Source organism: Acetomicrobium mobile, from assembly GCF_937920065.1.
Genome location: NZ_CALETC010000017.1, coordinates 37995 through 59799 on the forward strand (window position 1 = coordinate 37995; position 21805 = coordinate 59799).

Annotated in this window: 19 protein-coding genes; all 19 read left to right on the plus strand. The window is 44.2% G+C overall.

Annotation, left to right across the window (positions count from 1 at the left end):
- Positions 1-20 precede the first annotated feature (20 nt).
- Positions 21-1472: a radical SAM protein gene (locus Q7P41_RS00585; RefSeq protein WP_303881246.1), complete on the plus strand. Its 1452-nt coding sequence runs from the start codon at positions 21-23 to the stop codon at positions 1470-1472.
- 33 nt (positions 1473-1505) lie between these two features.
- Complete coding sequence (locus Q7P41_RS00590; protein WP_303881248.1) at positions 1506-1871, plus strand: LapA family protein; 366 nt, start codon at positions 1506-1508, stop codon at positions 1869-1871.
- 101 nt (positions 1872-1972) lie between these two features.
- Positions 1973-3520 (plus strand): DHH family phosphoesterase, encoded by a 1548-nt coding sequence (locus Q7P41_RS00595; RefSeq protein WP_303881250.1) that lies wholly within the window; start codon positions 1973-1975, stop codon positions 3518-3520.
- A gap of 24 nt (positions 3521-3544) precedes the next feature.
- Positions 3545-5836, plus strand: a complete 2292-nt coding sequence (locus tag Q7P41_RS00600) for a bifunctional (p)ppGpp synthetase/guanosine-3',5'-bis(diphosphate) 3'-pyrophosphohydrolase (protein WP_303881252.1) — start codon at positions 3545-3547, stop codon at positions 5834-5836.
- Between the two features lie 6 nt (positions 5837-5842).
- Complete coding sequence (gene dtd / locus Q7P41_RS00605; RefSeq protein ID WP_303881253.1) at positions 5843-6298, plus strand: D-aminoacyl-tRNA deacylase; 456 nt, start codon at positions 5843-5845, stop codon at positions 6296-6298.
- Positions 6295-6933, plus strand: a complete 639-nt coding sequence (locus Q7P41_RS00610; RefSeq protein WP_303881256.1) for an MBL fold metallo-hydrolase — start codon at positions 6295-6297, stop codon at positions 6931-6933. Before dtd ends, Q7P41_RS00610 begins: the two co-directional genes overlap by 4 nt.
- 84 nt (positions 6934-7017) lie before the next feature.
- Positions 7018-8055, plus strand: coding sequence for a rod shape-determining protein (locus Q7P41_RS00615; protein ID WP_303881259.1), 1038 nt, complete (start codon positions 7018-7020; stop codon positions 8053-8055).
- A gap of 40 nt (positions 8056-8095) precedes the next feature.
- Entirely contained in the window at positions 8096-8902 is an 807-nt protein-coding gene (gene mreC / locus Q7P41_RS00620) for a rod shape-determining protein MreC (protein WP_303881262.1), read from the plus strand.
- Positions 8903-9367: a hypothetical protein gene (locus tag Q7P41_RS00625; RefSeq protein WP_303881263.1), complete on the plus strand. Its 465-nt coding sequence runs from the start codon at positions 8903-8905 to the stop codon at positions 9365-9367.
- Complete coding sequence (gene mrdA, locus Q7P41_RS00630; protein ID WP_303881266.1) at positions 9368-11101, plus strand: penicillin-binding protein 2; 1734 nt, start codon at positions 9368-9370, stop codon at positions 11099-11101.
- Between the two features lie 2 nt (positions 11102-11103).
- Complete coding sequence (gene minC / locus Q7P41_RS00635) at positions 11104-11745, plus strand: septum site-determining protein MinC (protein ID WP_303881268.1); 642 nt, start codon at positions 11104-11106, stop codon at positions 11743-11745.
- Positions 11746-11772: 27 nt separating this feature from the next.
- Positions 11773-12573 (plus strand): septum site-determining protein MinD, encoded by an 801-nt coding sequence (minD, locus tag Q7P41_RS00640; protein WP_303881270.1) that lies wholly within the window; start codon positions 11773-11775, stop codon positions 12571-12573.
- Positions 12574-12611: 38 nt separating this feature from the next.
- On the plus strand, positions 12612-12881 hold the full coding sequence (gene minE / locus Q7P41_RS00645) for a cell division topological specificity factor MinE (RefSeq protein WP_303881273.1): 270 nt from the start codon (positions 12612-12614) through the stop codon (positions 12879-12881).
- An 11-nt stretch (positions 12882-12892) separates the two neighbouring features.
- The gene (gene rodA / locus Q7P41_RS00650; RefSeq protein WP_303881275.1) at positions 12893-13990 is read left to right on the plus strand and encodes a rod shape-determining protein RodA; all 1098 of its coding nucleotides are present in this window, start codon (positions 12893-12895) and stop codon (positions 13988-13990) included.
- A 33-nt stretch (positions 13991-14023) separates the two neighbouring features.
- Positions 14024-15817 carry a TIGR03960 family B12-binding radical SAM protein gene (locus tag Q7P41_RS00655; protein WP_303881277.1) on the plus strand — a complete coding sequence of 598 codons (1794 nt, stop codon included), beginning with the start codon at positions 14024-14026 and terminating at the stop codon, positions 15815-15817.
- Complete coding sequence (locus Q7P41_RS00660) at positions 15814-16398, plus strand: TIGR03936 family radical SAM-associated protein (RefSeq protein WP_303881280.1); 585 nt, start codon at positions 15814-15816, stop codon at positions 16396-16398. The genes Q7P41_RS00655 and Q7P41_RS00660 overlap by 4 nt, the downstream gene beginning before the upstream one ends.
- Before the next feature lie 27 nt (positions 16399-16425).
- Complete coding sequence (locus tag Q7P41_RS00665; protein ID WP_303881283.1) at positions 16426-17922, plus strand: Rne/Rng family ribonuclease; 1497 nt, start codon at positions 16426-16428, stop codon at positions 17920-17922.
- Positions 17897-21304: a chromosome segregation protein SMC gene (gene smc / locus Q7P41_RS00670; protein WP_303881285.1), complete on the plus strand. Its 3408-nt coding sequence runs from the start codon at positions 17897-17899 to the stop codon at positions 21302-21304. Before Q7P41_RS00665 ends, smc begins: the two co-directional genes overlap by 26 nt.
- 5 nt (positions 21305-21309) lie before the next feature.
- Positions 21310-21805, plus strand: a 496-nt coding sequence (locus Q7P41_RS00675) for a tRNA1(Val) (adenine(37)-N6)-methyltransferase (protein WP_303881287.1), incomplete at its 3' end; no start/stop codon positions are given.

Below are 21805 nucleotides of genomic sequence, written 5' to 3' on the forward strand. Positions count from 1 at the left end.
GCTCAAAGGAGGCGTTTTTCATGGTTATGAGTCTAGCAGACCGGCTAAAAGGGATGATTTCTGTAGCTCTCTTAAACCAGGTCGTTAAGTTGATTGAAGATGGAGATGACAAAAAGCTCGCGTCACTATTTGATGGCATATCGCGTTTAGCACCGGCAAAGTTCCAGCGCGAGACCTTTAAAGAACTGGCAGAATTGGCAAGGGAAAATCATCCCTTTGTTGGGGTCTTTAGAAGGGTTTTTGAGGAGCTTCATCCTAATTGCCGAAAGAAGCTAATCGTAAACTTGATAGTAAACTTCATGGTTCTTTCTCGAGGTATTAGAGATAGGAAGATGAATGAGTTAGGGATTCATATTCCTAACTTTATGGTGATAAGTCCAACGATGAAGTGCAACCTAAAATGCAAAGGGTGCTACGCAGGATCATACGATACTTCCAGTGATCTAACCACAGAGGAAATAGATGATCTTATCTGCCAAGCTAAGGAGCTCGGGATGTACTTTTTTACCATATCCGGTGGTGAACCCTTTACAAGAAAGGACTTGTTTGATATTTGGGCTAAACACGATGATTGTTACTTTCAGGTTTACACTAACGGTACGTTGATTACCGATGAGGTAGCCGATAGGTTAGTTGAGCTGGGCAATGTAGCGCCCATGATTTCCATAGAGGGTACGCCAGAAGAAACGGATTTCCGGCGAGGGCCCGGAATGTACGATAAAATAATAGAAACATATCGCAGGCTTAGAAAAAAAGGAGTGCTGTATGGCTTTAGCGCCACCTGCACTCGTACAAGTGCTTCCTATATATCCAGCGATGAATTTATAGAACATATGCTAGAAGAAGGATGTAAGGTTGGCTGGTTCTTCCAATACATACCTACTGGCCATGACCCCGATCTGTCTTACATGGCTACACCGGAACAGAGAGCTTATTTGAAGAAGAAGGTAGATGAGTGGAGGTCGAAATATCCGATATTCTTGGGAGATTTTTGGAACGATGGTCCTTATGTTGATGGTTGCATAGCAGCTGGTTTTAGATATTTGCACGTGATTTCCAATGGTGACGTTGAACCTTGTGTATTCTGTCATTTTGCCGTAGATAACATTAGGGAAAAAACTCTCGTCGAGGTTCTGTCAAGCCCCTTCTTTGAGGCGATACGATCACGTCAGCCTTACGATGATGACAATTTGCTTCGCCCCTGCCTCATCATCGATCATCCGGCGGTATTAAGGGAATTAGTGGCCGAGTATGGTGCACATCCAACCCACCCCGGTGCGGACAAGTTGCTCAATGAACTTGCAGCGGGTTTAGACGAATATGCCAGAAGAATGAAGGAGATATACGATCCGCTTTGGGAGGAAGTTGGGCGGGAAAAATATCTTAAAAATCTTGAAAAAGAAGATAGTCCAATGATTCGAAGCAGATATAATCAACGCTGCATCCATTGCAGTGGGAAAGGTAGAAAATAGTTTAATATATTAATTTTAAAAGGTGGGACTCCCATGAAGAGCTACGTGCTGGCATTAGCATTGGGAATGTTATTAGCGGCTTTTTATGCTGTTCAGAATAGCGGCATGGTGATAGTAAAATTTTTAATGTGGCAGTGGTCACTTCATCAAGGCATATGGGAAGTACTTGTCTTTGCAGCTGGGGCGGTTTTAATGTGGATAACTTCATTTGCTGCTCATATTGAATCTCGAAATAAATATAGAAATGATATCAAGGAGCTAAAAAAGCGCATTGCCGACTTAGAAGAAGAGAAGCGTTCTCTGTTGGATGCTTTGCAACGCGGAAGTGCCTCTTTGACGAAAGAGGCTTCGTCTGAAACTGAATTCGTTGCAAACGAAGGGACAGAATTTGAGAAGTGATTCCTTTACATCCTTATTCGAAATTGCGCGTGTGGAGTTTTGATGATCTTCCCTGTGAGCTGGCGCAATCACTTCAATGTCATGAATTGGTGGCGCTGGCGTTGTATATAAAATATGGCGAACATTTGGATTTTCAAAAGGCTCGGGCATGGTTGCGTCCGAGCCTTGACTTGTTGATGTCAAATCTTTTCTTATGTAGTAGTGGACGAGATGTGTTTGCTATATTGCAATCGCTTCCGAGGGGAAGTAAAGTAGCGCTTTATGGCGATTACGATGTGGACGGCGTTGCCTCCGCTCTTCTTGCAAGCGAGTTTGCAAGCTCTATGGGTTGGCATGCGAGATACTACTTGCCTCACAGATTAAAAGATGGATACGGACTGAACGCCGCTGTAGTGAAGACCATTGCGCGTATGGGATTTAATCTTCTAATCGTTACTGATTGTGGAACCAAAAACGAGACAGAAATTGAACAAGCTTTAAATATGGGCTTAAAAGTTGTCATTTTTGATCACCACCATGCGGATACAATATGTCATCATGGATGTATAATAAATCCTTACCTAGGAGGAGATAATGAAGCCAAAACGTTATCCGCAACAGGAGTGTTATGGTGTTGGTTGTGGCAAAGCGGGCTTATTTCAAAGGATTGGTTGATGGAAAGATTAGAGATCGTGGCTTTGTCCGTGGTTGGAGATTCGATGCCCTTAGGGGTGTTAAATCGTGCTTTAGTAAAAGAGGGCCTTAAAGGGCTGGAAATCACGCGAAGGCCAGGTTTGCAATATCTTTTCGACAAACTCTCCATAGTGTATCCTATGGATGAAAATCAAATTGCGATGAAGATTAATCCTTGCTTAAACTCTGCAGGGAGGATTTCGCTTGCTGAGATCGCATTGCAAGCGCTTGAAGCTTCGCCTAAGAGCAAGCTAGCGGCACGTGAACTTCTTTCCTTGAATTATCAAAGGAAGAAGCTAAGCAGTACCGTGTATGATCAAGCTGCTTCGCGTTTGCGGACTGGACATTTTAGATATGTGTTAGATTCGGCGCATTGGCCTCTTGGCCTTTTAAGCAGCGTAGCAAGTCGTTTGTGCTATGAGTATAATAGACCAATAATTTTAGCTGCACCTCACGGTAGAAATATGAGGGCTTCTCTTCGAGTTCCGGAGGGTTTAAATGCCATCAAGGTGTTGGAGGGCATTGCTTCCTATTTGGCTAGTTGGGGTGGGCACAAAGGAGCAGCTGGATTTAGCGTTGAGGCCAAAAGATGGTCGAGTGTCAAGAGGAAATTGGAGGAAAGCTTGACCGAGATTAGTGCAAACTGCAGCGAAGATCGATTTGAAGACGCTATTTCTTTGGAGCCAAAAACATGGAATCTTAAACTGTGGAATTGTTTCAGGGAGCTAGCGCCCTTTGGGGAAGGCAACGAAATGCCCTACTTTTTTGTCAGCCATGAAGTTGGGGATGTTATAAAGCCCTTGAGGGGCGGAGATAATTACCGTGTTTCGTCGCAAAGGGGAGAATTACTGGCCTTTGGCTTTGACGAGATGTCAAGATATAATAATAGGATTAAGGGCTGGTTATATCGCCCATTTGTGGATTCATTTAGAGGTAAATTGAAAATATCTTCAAAGGTAGAGAAGGTAGTTGTATAGATTAATTAAGGGAGCAATATGATAATGGAAGGTAGCGAAAGCCACATGATATCTGGCTACCAGCAAGGTGAATCAGCACTTTCGTCCTCTAAGGGTATGGAAAGAGCTTTAAGAATATTGCGCGATAGCTTCATGGGTCGCATCCCCGAAGAAGATAGGGCTACTGTTGTCAGTTTGGCTTGGCAAGAACTTTGGAGTAAGGCTGCAAAGTACCTCGGAAAGGACAAACTTAAACTCTTAGGGGAAGCTTTCGTGTTTGCAGCGAACAAACATAAAAAACAAAAAAGGGTAACAGGAGAACCCTACGTCATACATGCTCTCTCAGTGGCAGGGATACTTGCGGACATAAATATAGATATAGAGACTCTTGTAGCGGCGCTACTTCACGATGTGGTAGAGGATACCGATGCCACGTTTGAAGAAGTTAAGGAAAAGTTCGGCACGAATGTGGCCCTCTTGGTAGATGGAGTGACCAAGCTTGGCAACATTGACTTTAAAACCATGGAGGATTATCAAGCTGAAAATTTGCGGAAAATGTTCCTGGTCATGGCTAAGGACATTCGGGTCGTGTTGATCAAGTTGGCCGATAGACTTCACAATATGCGCACCATTCAAGTTTTAAGGAGGGACAAACAGCTTCGCATTGCGAAGGAGACCCTGGAAATATATGCTCCTTTGGCCCACCGACTGGGAATTTATCATATGAAGCGTGAACTCGAGGACTTGGCCTTTAAAGTGCTGGAACCAGATATGTACTATGAAATCCGGCGAAGGGTAAGGAAAAAACTTCCCGAGAGGGAGACGATCATAAAGGAAGCTATAGAAATTTTATCTAAAAAATTAGACGAAGTAGGTACAAAGGCCTTTATAACGGGAAGAGCAAAGCACTTTTATAGTATTTACGAGAAGATGAAGCGCAAGAGCCTCACTGTCGAACAGATGTATGACCTTCTCGCTCTGAGGGTGATAACTAACTCGGTTGAGGATTGTTATCAGGTTTTAGGTATAGTGCATACAATATGGAAGCCGATTCCGGGTCAATTCGACGATTACATAGCTAATCCCAAAAGTAATATGTATCAATCACTTCATACTACTGTAGTGGGGCCGAGCGGAGAACCACTGGAAGTTCAGATTAGGACATGGGACATGCATTGGATAGCTGAATATGGGATCGCCGCCCATTGGAGATATAAAGAAGGTCGAATAAAACCAGATGACTTGGATACCAAATTGACGTGGATAAGGCAAGTTTTAGAGACTCAGCTTGAGACTTCGGAGCCCTCCGAGTTCTTGGAGAATTTAAAGGCCGATGTTTTGTCGACGGAGGTATTCGTATTCACCCCTAAAGGCGATGTGATATCGTTGCCCAAGGGGGCCACTCCCCTAGATTTCGCTTTTGCTATTCATACGGAAATTGGCAGCAAATGTGTCGGTGCGATGGTAAATGGTCGTATCGTACCCTTGAGTTATGAGCTTAAAAATGGAGATATCGTAAGAATTCTCACTTCCCCCCAAGGACATCCTTCTAGAGATTGGCTGAGCATAGTCAGCACCAGCCGCGCTAGATCTAAGATCAGGGCTTATTTCAGGGCAATAGAACAGACTGAGAAGAAGGAGCGCCTGGAGAAGGGACGCGAACTCTTACAGGCTGAACTAACCAAGCACGAAGAATATAGAGACTTTGACATCGAATTATCGTCGAGTTCTTTAAATAAAGTGGCCAGAGATTTCGGCTTGTCCAATAAGGAGGAACTTTTCGTTGCCATTGGTGAGGGAAACATGTCCCCTTCAGCCGTTGTCGCAAAGCTTACTGAAGCCGAGCAATCTAAGGTAAAAGGCCCCGCTAAGGTTCCTATCCAGGACAAGACGAAGGAAACGGATTCTGAAATAATGGTAGAAGGGACGGGCGGGGTTATGGTTTCTCTGGCTCATTGTTGTTGTCCTGTGCCTGGTGATCAAGTTGTAGGTTACGTTACCACGACTAGAGGAATAACAGTCCATAGGGCTGATTGCCCTAATTTATTAAGGACATCTGCTGATCGAAGGGTTGTTGTTTCTTGGGGACAGAGGACTAAAGCCTTTTATACCACTAGGCTCAGGCTAGAAGCAGTCGATAGGGCTGGTTTGTTTGCTGACGTAACACAAGCCATAAGCGCTGCCGAGGGCAGCATCATTTCTATTAGTGCTCATGTTGTGGACGAAAGCAGAGCCAGGATGAACATGGAAATTCAGGTTAAAGACGTCGAACAGCTTTATCGCATTATAGCACGCATTAATTCTATTGAAGGAGTGCTAATGGTCCTGAGGGGGTAAAAGGATATGCGCGTTGTTCTGCAAAAAGTGCTTTGGGCAAGAGTTGAAGTTGATGATGTCGTCGTTGGGGAAATAGGCCCCGGGCTATGTCTTTTAGTCGGGATTTCAAGAGAGGATACCTCAGAAGATGTGAGGTATATGGCTAACAAAATCCCTAATCTAAGGGTTTTCCCTGATGCTGAAGGAAAACTCAACCTTTCATTGATTGATGTAAAAGGTTCGATTTTAGCTATATCCCAATTTACGCTGTTCGGAGATTGCAGTAGAGGCAGAAGACCTTCTTTTTCAAATGCGGCGTCACCGGAATTGGCCCATAAATTTTTCGAAGAGTTTTTACATGAATTAAAAAAAGTTGGGCTCGATGTGCAAACGGGACGTTTTCAAGCGCATATGAAGCTGAGCTTGTGCAACGATGGGCCCATTACTTTGATACTAGATAGCAAAGAGGTGCTTAATAAGTGAGGATTGTGAGATTTCCTTTAGGAGCATTGCTTGCGAATGGTTATTTAGTATACGATGAGCTAGGCAAGGCCTTTTTTGTGGATCCAGGCGGAGATCCCGATGACGTTATAGCTACTATTGATGGAAATTCCATGAAGCTAGAGTGGATTCTTTTGACTCATGGACATGCAGACCACATAGGTGGGCTGAACGCCTTGAGGAGGCGTTACAATTGTCCTATAGCCATACACGAAAGGGACGCCCAAATGCTTATCGATCCTATGAAAAATCTTTCTCAATTTACGGGGGAAAATATAAAAGTTGATCATCCTGTCCGCTTGCTTTCAGACGGAGATGAGATAAAGGTGGGATCGATCTCTATCCTCGTAATACACACTCCGGGGCATACCCCAGGAAGCGTTTGTTATTTGGCAAGTCATGGCAATGAAAAGGCGCTTTTTTCCGGGGACACAATTTTTGCATTGAGCGTGGGTAGAACTGATTTGCCTGGAGGAGATTTTAGCGTCTTGGAGTCATCTTTGATGAAATTGGAAGGCATGCCCGATAATTTAAGAATTTTTCCTGGGCACGGGCCGGAGACAACTTTAGGTAGGGAGAGAAGAAATAATCCCTTTTGGCCGAGAGAGGCACAATGAATATCTACAGTTTGCTAGAGGGCCCAAGGATCCGAAGAACAAAGTTTCAAGTGACCTTAATTTAATTAGAGGGGGTTCGTTTGTTTGTTTAGGTTTTTATCGGGGTTGTTCGCTCGAGATATGGGCATAGATTTAGGGACCGCCAACGTAGTTGTTTATCAAAAAGGGAAGGGCATTGTGGCGGATGAACCGTCGGTCATTGCTTATCGCAAATCACCGAACACAAAGGATGAAATAATAGCCATCGGAAGGCGTGCTAAAGACATGATAGGCAAGACGCCCCAGAGCATCATTACCTTAAGACCGCTTAGACATGGCGTAATTGCAAACTTTGACGTGACCGAAGCGATGCTGCAATTTTATATAAAAATGGTCAATGGAGAGAGACGGCTTTTCGCGCATCCCAGGGTTATCGTAAGCGTTCCAGCTTGTGTTACAGAGGTGGAAAGAAAAGCGGTAATAGACGCCTGCTTGGGCGGAGGGGCAAGGGAGGCCTATATAATTGAAGAACCCCTCGCTGCCGCCCTGGGCGCCGGGTTGCCGATTCACGAACCTAAGGGATCTATGGTCATGAACATTGGAGGGGGCGCCACAGAGGTGGCTGTTTTATCCTTGGGAGGAATAGTTGAGAGTTCTTCCTTGAGAGTAGCCGGAGATGATATCGATGAAGCCATCGTAGAATTACTTCGGCAGAATTTTAAAATGTGCATCGGCGAAGCTACGGCTGAGGAAATAAAGATTTCTGTGGGTTCAGCTTGCCCTCTGGATGAAGAACTATCCATTGAGGTCAAGGGGCGCGACCTGAGCAACGGTTTGCCTAAGACATTGGTTGTTACATCTTCCGATGTCAGGATAGCCTTAGAGCCCTTGATTAGGAGGATGGAAGAAACAGTACGAGAGACATTGGAGCGTACCTCTCCGGAACTAGTCCGGGACATCGTCGAGCGGGGAATAATTTTGACCGGAGGAGGGGCCATGCTAAAGGGCTTGTCCAAACGACTCTCGCTGTCTTTAAATATCCCTGTAATGTGTGCCGAGCAGCCGCTTTATGCTGTGGCCTTAGGGATTGGAAAGGTCTTGGATGAGTTGGAAAAGATGAAACGAGTTTTGATTTCTGTTTAAGTCATAAAAATAACTTTCAAAAAAGAGGTGCTACTTCCTAGTGCGGAATCGGAAGTTAGCTGAGTTCTGGCAAGTCGCGATAGTTCTCATGGCTTTTTCTATGGTGCTTATGGCAGCACTTGAGTATAATACCGGTTTCGACCTAAAAATTAGAAATACATTTTACAAGGGTGCGAAGTACTTGGAGCTGCCCGCCGTGGTGCTCAGAGATACGGTCGAAAGTATATTTATTATTAGCAAGGGAAAAGAAGCATTTTTAGAAGAGATAAACTTGCTTCAAAGGGAGAACATCGCCTTAAGATTGCAGCTCAACAAGTTGCGAGAACAGCAAGATGAAGCAATTGCACAGGCTTATCTTCCTTCTCAGGAAAATAGCAATGCTTTGAGGGCGAAGATAATTTACAGGCATCCCGGTTGGTGGTGGAGGTATATGACTGTCGATAAAGGAGGAAAAGACGGTGTAAAGCGTGGCATGCCTGTACTGAGCGGGGAAAATGTTGTGGGGAGAATTTTTCTGGTCGAGGACACGACATCCGTTGTTGAGCTGATAACCTCGCCCGATTTAAGGATCCCGGTAGTTGTCGATGATACGAGAGACATTGGCGTGCTTTCAGGTGATGGTAAGGGCAAAATGATTTTACACTACATGCCTAAAGATATTACACTGCCAAGCGATATACAAGTAACAACGGCCTTTGCTATGGGCAACTTCCTTCCAGGATTACTTGTTGGCACCATCGAAAGCCTGCAAGAGGACATGAGTGTAGGGGATTTTACGACATACAAGGTAAAGCCAAACGTTAATTTCTCACGGTTGAGAAGAGTCACCATTTTGGAGGTAATGTAGGTGCCTTCTTTGTGGCTCGTTATAGTTATTTCATGGATTGCACAGGACTTATTGAGGGCCCTCATAACCCCTTTTATGGCTGTCCCGGATATGTATATCTTGGCTTTGGGGATGCTGTTTACTAAAGAAAGCTATAACGAGGTTTTAATCTTGGTAGCCGCTTTTATCGGTGGGCTTTTGTGGGATGCGCGGTGGGGTGCTCCTCTAGGTTTTACTTCCATGCTGTACGTTGGATGCTTGATCGTCCTTAAAATAGCCTGGGGAGCAGTATCTCATGCTGCAAAGACTCCCGCTGTGGCGTTTTTTCTCGTTTTCTCGGTACACCTTTGTGCTTCTCTTATTGAGTTGATATTATACCGCAATACGGTCTTATTTCCAGGTTTTTCCTTTATAGCTAAGCAAATAGGTGCACTGATCTTTTGCCTGCTTGTACATGCCCATTTGTTACGCGAGGAGATGGACTGATTGAAGCGACTTGATCGCCCTATCATAATTGATAAACGCCTTTCATCTTGGATGTATTTGCTTTTCGGCACCCTTATTTTTCTGGCGGTTGCTTTGTTTCTGTTTCAATTATGGCATGGCGACGATTACGTTAGACTGGCCACTGAAAATAGATTGAGGGTAATCAGGCTTACTCCACAGAGGGGAACCATTTATGATGCTAATCAGATTCCCTTAGCTGTAAGTTTGAGGACCTTTTCGATCCAAGGTTATCCGCTCGCCATTCAAGAGGATGAAACTATTGAAAGGATTGCTTCTTTTTTCGAGAGACACGGGATCACCAAAACTCCCGAGGAACTCAAAGAGATGTTAAAAGGGCAATACACGGTACCCTACAGGTCGGTGGCTTTGGTCAATAATTTGACGCTTGCTCAAATGGCTTCCATAGTGGCAGACCCCGACTTTCCGCAGGAATTGGTTCCCGTCTCCCAATGGCGTCGAGTTTATCCGGCAGGAGACGTGGTAGCGCACGTTGTAGGTTACATCGGGAGCATTAATAAAGAAGAGTTAAAAAAATATGGCAGCGAAGGGTATCAGGGTGGCGATGAAATTGGAAAGGCGGGAGTTGAGGCGGAATTTGAAAAAGTTTTGCGCGGACAACCGGGTGGCGAAGCCATTGAGGTGGACTCAAGGGGAAGGCTGGTTCGCAAATTGGACCAAAAGCAGCCGAAGCAGGGCGAAAACGTTTCACTTACCATAGATTTGATAGCTCAACAAAAAGTTTCAACTTTAATGGAGGATCAACGTGGAGCTGTCGTTGTGATGGATATACACAATGGTGATGTAGTGGTGCTTTATTCGACCCCTTCATATGATCCGAATCCTATGGTCTGGGGCTTGAGGGATTTTGAATGGAAAGCCTTGACCCAAGACACTTCCTATCCCATGATGAATAGGGCCATAAGTGGTCTTTATTCACCAGCTTCTACTTTTAAAATTGTAGCTGCAATATCCGGACTGTCAGAAGGTGTAATCACACAAAATACTAAGCTGTACTGTCCAGGCTATCTTGAGGTGGGCAATAGGAGATTTCGTTGCATTAAATGGCATGGTACCGAAAACGTCGTAGGTGCTCTAAGGGATTCCTGCAATGTTTTCTTCTTTCAACTCGGCTTAAAATTGGGAATTGACGTATTGTCCGAGTGGGCTTACAAGTTAGGTTTTGGTAGAATTACGGGGATACCGTTGCCTGGAGAGGTCCCCGGAAACCTGGCTGGACGTAAGTGGAAAAAGACAGTTCTTGGCGAGGCGTGGTATCTTGGTGACACTGCTAATTATGTTATCGGTCAGGGATTTGTGTTGGTTACGCCGATACAGCTCGCGAGGGCTTATGCAAGTATAGCGAATGGTGGATTTTTACCTAAGCCCAGGTTGCTTAAAACAGATGCGGTCGATGGGGAATATATATCAGTAAATGAAGAAGTTTTAAGCGTAGTTAGGCGAGGATTGGAGCAGGTGGTAAAAGCTGGCACTGGGCGTTCGGCCGGAAGGTATGGGGTTGAAATAGCCGGTAAGACAGGAACAGCTCAGACGTCGCGGAATAAAAACGATGCTTTATTCGTTGGTTATGCTCCTGCCGCCTCTCCCAAATATGTGGCAGTTGTCTTGCTTGAGGAAGGAGAATCAGGAGGCAGGAAGGTGGCTCCCCTTGCGGGAGAGATTTTGGCCTTTTTGTTGAATGAAAGAGGGGAGTGAACATGGAGTCACATATCCTTTTAAAGGGTACAAAGGAAGGCATACGTTGTATTTTCCCGGAAGATGAAGGTATAATGAAGATCGAAAAGATGTGTGATGAAGTCTTGAAGGAAAGCGGTCGCATAATGTATGACTGTTCTTTGGTCATTGACCTTCAAGGCAGAGAAAGCGACGAAGAGGAAATTATTGCTATTTTAAGGAACCTAGTTTGGCCCTCTGGAGCAAAGAATGTTGTATGGAGATCCTATGATCCCAAGACAAGAAAAATTTTGAAAACGGCTGGGTTTTGCATAGAGGAGTATCCAAGTTATAAAGGTTCTAGGGGCAGAGGTCTGTTCATATATAAATCGCTAAGGTCTGGACAGAAAGTAGAACATGATAGCGATGTCTTCATCATAGGAAACGTAAACGACGGCTCGGAAGTTTGGGCATCGGGAAATATTTGGATATGGGGCAAGCTTCAGGGAGTTGTTCATGCAGGTTGTCAAGGAGATGAAGAGGCACATATTTTGGCAAAGGTCTTTGAATCAAATCAAGTTAGGATAGGGAAGTTATATAGTAGCATCGAGAGAAACAGCTCCTACTGGAGTAAATCCACGTTGATTTATGCTCAAGAAAACACGCTAATTTTTAAAGAAATTTAAAGTCAGCGTTTCAGGGAGGCGGGTGCATTGGCTGCGAGAACTATAGTTATAACATCGGGCAAAGGGGGGGTTGGTAAAACTACCACGGCTGCCAACCTTGCCGTTGAACTGGCTAAAATCGGCATGAAAGTCGTTGCTGTCGATGCCGATATCGGTTTAAGGAACTTGGATGTGGTAATGGGTCTTGAAAACAGAATAGTATACACTCTTGTTGATGTCATTGAAGGAGCCTGTCGGTTAAACCAAGCTCTGGTTCGCGATAAGAGAATCGAAAATTTATATCTCCTTCCTGCAGCGCAGACAAGGACGAAGGATGCAGTAACCTGGGAGCAGATGTGTGAAATTTGTTCCATGCTCTCCGGCGAGTTTGATTTTGTCCTCATCGATAGCCCGGCGGGTATAGAAAGCGGTTTTAAAAACGCTGCAGCTCCGGCTCAAGAAGCTCTTGTCGTCACTACTCCTGAGATATCTTCCGTGAGGGATGCCGATCGCATCATTGGACTTCTGGAATCCATGGAAAAAGAGAGCATTTCTTTGGTCATCAACAGGCTTTCCCCGAAGATGATCAAAAGGGGTGATATGCTAGACATATCGGATGTGGTTGAAATACTATCCGTCAACCTGATTGGCATCGTCCCTGAGGATGAAACGGTGATTATTTCCACCAACAAAGGAGAGCCTTTGACGTTAGAATCCACAAGTCCAGCTGCAAGGGCGTTTAGCAATCTCGCCAGGCGCCTTCTCGGCGAAAAGATACCCTTCGACGAGCTTGAGTACGTGAACAGTAAGGGTATGTTGGGGCGCATCAAGAAGTTTTTGGGACTCTAGCTTTATAATTATTAGACGTAAATTTGGAGGCATGGAATATGGCTTTTTTGGAAAGATGGTTTGGAAAGGATAAGACAAAAAATCAAGCCAAGGAGCGCCTTCAGCTCGTCTTGATTCACGATAGGACCGATCTTGCTCCAGAGTTGTTGGAGCAATTGAGAGCCGAGCTGATAAAAGTTATATGCAACTATCTTGAAGTGGATGATGAACGCATCGAGCTAGGCCTTGAAAAGGAAGACCGCGCTGTTGCCCTGGTGGCAAATATACCTGTTAAAAACGTAAAAAGATATTTATCAAGTGCAAAATAGATAAGCAATAGATGGTTAAGCGTGGTAAATTGCCCCAAATATTTGGTTTGATCGATTTGCCACTTCTGTTAGTTGTTATAATATTGTACGTCCTTGGCATTGTAACGATATATAGTGCAACCTACAGGCAAGGGTTTACTTTTGTCGAAAAGCAGTTAATTAATGGCCTCATAGCTGCCGTTTCTTTGGTTGTCTTCTTTTGTTTCGGCGTAAAAAGGCTATTTAACTGGTCTTACTTTCTATATGGTGGACTCATTTTTGTTTTGGTAGCGCTTCTGTTTTTAGGAGACGCAACGCGCGGCTCGCATAGATGGCTTTACGTTGGAAAGTTTGCCCTTCAGCCTTCCGAGGCAGGCAAGCTTATATTATGTTTAACTCTGGCTCGATTTTTGGCTCGGGAAGGGGCGAACACCCCTGGAAGATTGCTAAAAGTTTTCGCACTGTCTGGTACAAGCGGCGTGTTGATCCTGTTGGAGCCCGACCTGGGCACGTCAATAGTTTATGGCGTCATTACGTTGTCCTGTCTTTGGTCATGCGGTTCGCCAAAAAAATATTTTTCGGTCATGTTTGCTTTATGCCTTGCTGCCCTACCTCTAATGTGGGCGTTTCTTAAAGATTACCAAAAGCTTCGAATCTTGGCGTTTTTAAATCCCAATCTTGACCCTTTAGGTGCGGGGTATAATGTGATTCAATCTCGAATAGCTGTCGGTTCGGGCAGTATTTTCGGAAAAGGTTTTTTGCAGGGGACACAAAGCAAACTGCAATTTTTGCCTGAACCGCACACTGATTTTATATTTGGTGTCTTTGCCGAAGAATTTGGGTTTATAGGCAGCCTAGTAGTGCTTGCGCTATTTGCTTTTCTAGTCTGGAGGATCGTTCTTATAGCTTTAAAAAGCAAGGACGTGAGAGTTAAAATCTTTGCCGGCGGCTTTTCCGGCTGGCTTATCTTCCATGTATTTGAGAGCGTGGGCATGAGCGTGGGACTAATGCCCGTGACGGGTCTTGCTCTGCCTTTCATGAGTTATGGGGGAAGCTCACTTATTGCGATAAGCAGCGCTTTAGGTCTCCTTTTGAGCGCCTGCCTAGATTACCCTAAAAGATATGAGTAGTTAAAAATTTTGGCTTTTTGCGAGGGGGATCAAATGGAAGATCTTTCGTTAGATTTGTATTGGGATAGACGGTGGGATTATCTTACCCAGGTGAAGCGGCCCTCGCGATATATAGGAGAGGAATGGGGAACGTTGCCGCCAAAAAGTGGCAAGGAAGATCTAATCAACCTCTGTCTTGCATATCCCGATGTTTATGAAGTAGGCATGAGTTATGTGGGCTATCAAATTTTATATTTTTTAGTTAAATCCCTTGATATAGCCGACGTCGACAGGGTTTATGCTCCTTGGCCGGATATGGAAAAATTGCTTTTAAGTGACCGAGAACCCTTGATATCCTTGGAGATGAAACGTCCCCTGAAAAGTTTTGACGTCATTGGTTTTACTCTGCAGTATGAGTTGAATGCTACCAATATCCTGACTATGCTTGATTTGTCCTTCATTCCCTTGCGTTCTGTGAATCGTAGCGAAGGTGACCCAATAATCATCGCGGGGGGTCCGGGGGCTTTGGCTCCAATGCCTTACGCTCCTTTCATCGACGTCTTTTGCATGGGCGATGGGGAGGAGTTGGTTGTAGAGCTCTTAACTTTTCTGTCGGAGAGTCGTTTACTGAAGAGGCATGAAAAATTGAAGTTGCTTTCCGAGATCGACGGATGCTATGTGCCCATGATTTCCGGCCCAAATAAAAGCGTTAAAAGAAGAATACTGTCTTTACAAAGGGCATTCGCTCCGGAAGGTTGTATTGTGCCTTCGGATAAAATAGTACATGACCGCGCCTCGGTCGAGGTTTTCAGAGGTTGCTCAAGGGGTTGCAGGTTCTGCCAGGCAGGGATGATCTACAGGCCGGTGCGCTATAGAAAACCTGAAGAGGTGTGCCGGTTAGCGAAAAAAATTCTTTCCAAGAGTGGCTACGAAGAGTTGGGTCTAGTTTCTCTTTCAACGTGTGATTATCCATGGCTTAAGGATGTTTTGGATAATTTGAGCCCCTTTCTGTCAGAAAACAAGGCGGTCCTAAACCTTCCAAGCTTGAGGATGGATAAAAAGGCTGTCGATATAGCTTTAAAGTTGGAGCACATGAGGAAAAAGAGCCTTACATTTGCCCCGGAGGCGGGGACTCAACGCTTGAGAAACGTAATAAACAAGGGCGTCACGGAAGAGGATATAAAAAACACGTTGGAGACAGTCTTTGAAGCAGGATGGAACAGGGTTAAACTTTATTTCATGATGGGGTTGCCCACGGAAAGAGATGAAGATCTTCAAGGCATAGTTGATGTTACACGGCTCGCTTATTCTATTGGTCGATCCTTTAATAAAAGGGCTTCCCTTTCGGCTTCGATAGCTGGATTTGTACCAAAAGCACATACCCCTTTCCAGTGGGAGCCCCAGGATTCTATAGATGAGCTTAAAAATAAGGGGCTTTGGATTAAAAGCCGGTTCCACGAGAGAAACATATCGGTGAGTTATCACGAACCTACTCAAAGTTTTATCGAGGCGGTAATAGCAAAAGGTGATGAAAGGGTGGGCGACGTCATAGAAAGGGCTTGGAAGTATGGGGCAAGATTCGATGGCTGGGGAGAGACCTTTAAGTTTTCTCTTTGGCAAAGGGCATTAGAAGATTGCGGAGTAGATCCCTACAAAATAACGGCAAGACAACTTTCTTACGATGAAGTCCTTCCTTGGGATCATATAGATGTTGGTGTAACGAAAGAATTTTTATGGTTGGAGCGAACTAAGGCATTAAAAGGAGAAGTGACCGAGGATTGTAGGTGGAGCAGTTGTAACGAATGTGGCTTGCAAAGGTTGTGTTTTGTAGATGAGGGTGCACCATGAGAGTTAGGATCACCTATGAAAAGACTGGCACGGTATGTTTCGTCCCCCACGTGGAAATGCCAACCCTGTTTTCAAGGTCTTTGAGGAGAGCAGGCCTAAGGCAGGTCTTCACGGAAGGCATGTCTCCCCATCCAAAGGTAAGCCTGGGTCCTCCTTTGCCGGTCGGGGTGTTTTCATTGTGTGAGTTGGCGGACTTTTGGCTAGAGCAATGGACGTCTTCTGATTTAACTTCTTGGAACAAATGTCTACCTGAAGGCTTGAAAGTAACAAAGGCCTGCCATACAGAAGGCAGGTCTTTGAGCAAATTGTGTGACGCCGCTCAGTACATACTACAGTTTAGGTCAATGAAAGAAGCCTCTGCTGCCCTTTGTGTTTTAAAAGAGTCCGTCGAATGGGCTAGGATTGCTCCATCGATTGAAAATAGCATAGAGGTAGTGCTCCTGAGACCCTATCAGGCAAGTCCTACCCTTTTTGTCAAAGTACTTTCTGAAAGAGGAGTTATATCTTCTTGGAAGGACATTAGAATTGTGAGGACAAAACTTGGAAGATTTCATGCACAAGTCGTAGTTTCCCTTCTGTGACTTTTCCGTTTTTAGGAGGTAGTGTTTTTGAACAACGGAGATAAAAATATCATAGCAAACGTCATAGACCCGGAAGAAGCTCGAGTTGCCATATTAGAGGAAGGGCATTTAGTGGAGCTTTTTGCTGAAAGGATGTGGGAAAGGCAAAGAGCGGGCGAAATATATAAGGCTAGGATCGATAATGTCCTTCCCGGAATCAACGCAGCCTTCGTAAACCTAGGTGAGGGAAGAAACGCCTTTTTGTATCTAGATGACGCAAAAAACGTCAACGTGAAACCCAATGGCGAAATAGTTGTTCAAGTGACAAAAGTTGCAAGAAAAGACAAAGGGCCGAGGGTCACTGCTCGTATATCTTTGCCTGGAAGATATGTTGTATTGCTACCCTGCGCTCGCGAGGTGGGGGTTTCTCGGCGCATTGACGATGCTCGCGAGAAAGAGCGACTGAAGGGACTAGCCAAGCAATCCGTGCCTCCAGGATTTGGAATAATTATTCGTACTGCAGCGGCAGGGATCGACGGGGAAACTTTAAAAGGAGAGATTGATGAGCTTCTAAGTCTATGGCAGGAAATAATGGATCTGGCCGCCAAAATGCCCACGCCTTCTCTTTTATATCGCGATACAGGTTTGCTTGGGAGAGTTCTTCGGGACGAGTTAGATGAAAGGGTTTCTCGGATAGTAGTTGATGACCCGGATCATCACGAGCAAGTGTTGGATTACGTGGCTAAATATGCCAATCAAACTCATCCTACTGTTGAGTTGTATAGTAAAAATATTCCTATATTTGAGTATTTCGACATAGAAAGAGAGATCAGCGCCATCCTAGAAAGGAAGCTATGGCTTACGTCAGGTGGGTTTTTGATTATAGATCAAGCGGAAGCGATGACAGTAATAGATGTTAACACCGGCAAGTATGTGGGAACCAGCGATTTGAGACATACAATTTTAGAGACGAACATTGAAGCGGCTAAAGAAATTGCAAGACAGCTGAGACTACGAGCGATTGGAGGCATAGTCATCGTCGATTTCATAGACATGGACTATTCCGAAGACAAACAGAAGCTTTTGGATTGCCTGGAGGAGCTTTTTAGAGAAGACAGACACAAATCCAAAGTTTACGGCGTAACGAAGCTTGGCCTGGTAGAAATCACTCGTAAACGCTCAAGGCCTGACCTTAAAACCTATATGACCAGGCCTTGCCCTTTTTGTTCCACGAAGGGGTGGGTGTTAAAAGAAGACGTAGTCGCAATGGATATAAAGCGTTTTATGCGCAAGGTGATATTATCAAGCAGGACGGAAGCTTTAATACTAGAAGCTCATCCATCGATAGCATGCTATATCGGCGAAATTTTTTTGTCCCAATGGGTCGAGGAACTTGGACGAGCCATATTTATCGTCGGATCAAAGGATCTGGCATGGGATAAATATCGAATAGAGTTTCAAGGCGCCCTAGATCAAGCTCTATACAAAATAAACTTGCTTGAAGAAGAAGGAGATCTCGTTGTATATAGAGCGCATCGCCCTTAATGGGTTTAAAAGCTTCGGAGAGCATGTAGAAATATTGCTATCGAGGAAATTAACCGTCATTGCGGGTCCAAATGGGAGCGGGAAGAGCAACATTTTGGATGCTGTTAGATGGGTATTGGGAGAACAATCTCCGACCCGCTTGAGGATCTCAAAGCAAAGCGACTTGCTCTTTCAAGGAAGTCCCTCGTGGCCACCGGCCAAGGAAGCATGGGTTTCGTTTGTGGCTAAACATGATGGTAAATCACGAATCTTCAAGCGCATACTTGATGAAAATGGCTCCACCTTTATAGTGGATGGAAAAAAGATCAGACTCTATGAAATGGAAGAAGAAAAGCGCCGTTTGGGATTAGAGGGGATTGATTTTGCCTTCATAAGCCAGGGCGAAGTATTGGAAGTTATAAACCAAAGACCCAACGACAGAAGAGAAAACCTGGAACTCCTATTTGGCATAGCTTCCTATCGCAAAAAGAGGGAAGAAGCGCTTTTAAAGCTTGTTGGCGTAGATGAGGAAGCACGAAGACTTAAAACATTGATTGATGAGCTAAAACTTAGGCGAAATGATATTCACCCACAGGTGTTAAAGGCTACGAGAAAGAAAGAGCTTCAAGATTCCTTGGAAAATATTACAAAGAGGATGAAGGAGCTTGAATACGCAAAAATTTTGCGTGACCTTGAGGTTCATATAGCGCACAAAACAGAGATAAATCGCAAATGTTCCGCTGCAGAGATGTGGGTTTTACTTTGGGAAAGGGCTTTGAATTTTTTTGAAGAAAAAGTCAAGGCCCTGGAGATCAAGTACAAGGAAAATAAAGAAAACCTTTTAAATCTTTCTGCAGAAGTTAGAAATTTGAAGAAGAAATTGTCTTCTTTATCTTTGGAACGTAAGAGTACAAAAGACCTCTACTTGCGATTGAAGAAAGAGATTGATGTGGCTCGTAGGTCCATGCAAAAACTTGAGTCGGAGAAGGGAAAATTAGAGTTCGTCATCGAGGACTTAAGTAGCGAGTTAAACGCGAGGAAAAGACAATATAGTGAATTGGGATCGATGATAAATGAGCGGATTTCAAAGATAAAGGAGCTTGCTATAACCAAGGAAAAACTGCTCGAAAAAAAAGCTTATTATGAGGCAGCTGCTCTAGATTTAAAGCGCAAGATCCGTTTTATGGGGAAAAGCTACGGTGATTTAGTGGCCCAAAGGCTAAATATTCAAAAAGAGCTGTTGAAATATGAAGAGACTTTAAAGGAGATTGATTTCCACTTACATGTGGAAGAGAAGGCCTTTGAGGATCTATCGTCAGAGCGCTCTAAGGCCTTTGCTCAGGTCCAAAATTTAGCCTCTGAGTTGCAGTCCAGAAGGAAAGAAGAGATCAAACTAAGCTCTGATATCGAAAGAATAAAGGACATGCTGGCTTCCGGGGCTTATCCCAGGCCTGTGGAATTTCTATTGGCAGCCAAAAGGCTCGGAAAGCTAAACGTCGATTTCAAGGCATTTGTTGATGTTATATCTTGTCCGAAGGAGTACATTGTTGCCTTGCAATCCTTTTTGGGTGGCAGGCAGTTTTGGATGCTGGTACATGACGAAGACAGCGCTTTCAAGTGTATCGACTATATAAAGAGGGCAAACGTGGGAAGAGCCACCTTCCTGCCTTTAAATAGAGCCAATCCGCGGAGGAAAGCTCTAAATATCTTGCCTGACGGAACAGACGTGATAGGTTGGTTAATTGAACTGATTGATTACGATACCAAGTGGGAGAAGGGAGTCATGCATCTTCTTGGAAACTTACTGCTCGTAAGTGATTATGAAGGGGGAGCTCAAATCTCAAGGATGTATAAAGCCTTTCCCGTGGTTACTTTAGAAGGGGAAGTTTTTTTACCCAGCGGGACAATATCGGGTGGCGGCGCAGTCGAGCCCTCAAAGAATGTGTTAGATCTTAAAAATTCTTTGAGAGAAAAAATAGACGCACTTAAAACCCTTCGAGGAGAAACAAAACAGTTAAATCTTGCGTTAACTAGAGAAGAAAAGAAAGAAATATCTTTAAAAAATAAAACTCAAGAAAAATTAGATTTAATTAATGAGCTTAAGGAAAAAAGAGAAAAAATAATGACATTACTAGAAAGTGACAGCAAAAAGATTGCCGGATTTGATGTTGAAATTTCGAAATTGAAAAAAGAAATTCGCGAGTGCATCTCATGTTTGAGCGGGCATAGTTTAGAGCTTCAAAAGGCTATTTCAGGAATTGCAGAAATGAAGGAGTTAGATTTAAACGATAAATTGCAGGATGACTTAAATGTGTTGGCAAAAGAAATAGAAGTGATGCAAGAGAGGATAAAAGGGCGTCAGGATGTTTTGAAGAAAGTTCAGGAAGATTTGTCCTCCATCGAGGGCTACATATCTACGAGGCAAAAGGAAGCGATTAAGGCCGAAAATTTAATCCGGGATTACGGTTTTAAGATTTCCGAAGATGCGTCAGTCTATAAAAATCTGTGGCATGAGCAAAGGATGCTTGAAGAGGAGATAAAAGCGTTAGAAAAAGAAATAGAAAAGGCCGAGAAGTTAGCACGTAAGATATCTTCAAAGCGCGAAAGAGCCAAAGATCGATACAAAAGACTTGAAGTTGAAAGTTCTTTATTGGAAGAAAAGTTGAAAAACCTGTTTGAACAAAAGGCAAAGCTTGAAGAAGAGGATGGCAGTGAAGTAAAGGATGTATCTTGCATCGACGATGAAGAAATAAAGAGCCTTAAGACGAAGGCTAAGAAGGTACAATATGAGCTCGCCCAATTTTTTGACGTAGACAGCGGCGTTTTGTCCGAGGATGCGTCATTGGCAGCACGTATTTCTTATTTGTCTGAACAACATAACGATGTGTGTGTGGCTAAAAAAGAGCTCGAATCAATGATAGAAGATACGGACAGGCAGGCTGGTATTTTGTTCGAGGGGGCTTTGAGCGCGATCAATCGACGTTTTAACGCGATATTCGTAAGGTTATTTGGAGGTGGCGAAGCCCGTCTTGCTATGAGTGACGAATTTGACCTTTGGAATTCAGGCGTAGATATTTCAGCCAGGCCGCCTGGCAAACGTCCTCAAAGTTTAGCTCAACTTTCCGGGGGTGAGCGCTCCCTGACGGCAATAGCTTATCTTTTTTCGACCATGGAGGAAGCTCTTGTTCCCCTGGCTATCTTAGATGAAGTTGATGCTTCTTTGGATGAAGCTAACCTGAGGCGTTTTGCTGAATTGGTGGAGGAGTATTCGCAAAACATCCAGATAGTGGCAATTACTCATAGAAGGTTGACCATGGAGAAGGCAGATATAATGTACGGTGTTACCTTAGAAGAACCGGGGTTATCTAAGGTAATAAGCGTAAAACTTTCTGAGTGGGAATGATTTAATTGATAGAGAGCACTTTCGATGACATACTTTATGGAAAATTGAAGATGCACCAACCTTTGCACGGGCCACGCATATCTGTAGATACGATATTATTGTCTTGGTTTGCAAAACTCAAAAACGATGACAATGTCATTGAGCTGGGCACGGCTAGCGGAGCAGTGGCCTTGATCTTGGCTAAAAGATGGCCCCACGTCCCCGTAATAAGGGCCATTGACATTCAAGAAGACCTGATAAAGATGGCCAAAGAAAACGCGGCGATCAACGGCCTTAGCGATCGCGTGGTGTTTGAAGTGGGGGATATAAGAAAAATACACGCTCTTTACCCAACCCAATCCTTTGACGTTGTTGTGGTTAACCCACCTTATAACGATATTTCTGGAAGCAGGATCAGTCCCAAACGAAATTTGGCCATCTCGAGGCAAGGGATCGCCTGCACGCTTGAAGATGTAATAAAGGCGTCATTTTACTTGTTAAAGGACAAGGGGAGACTTTATC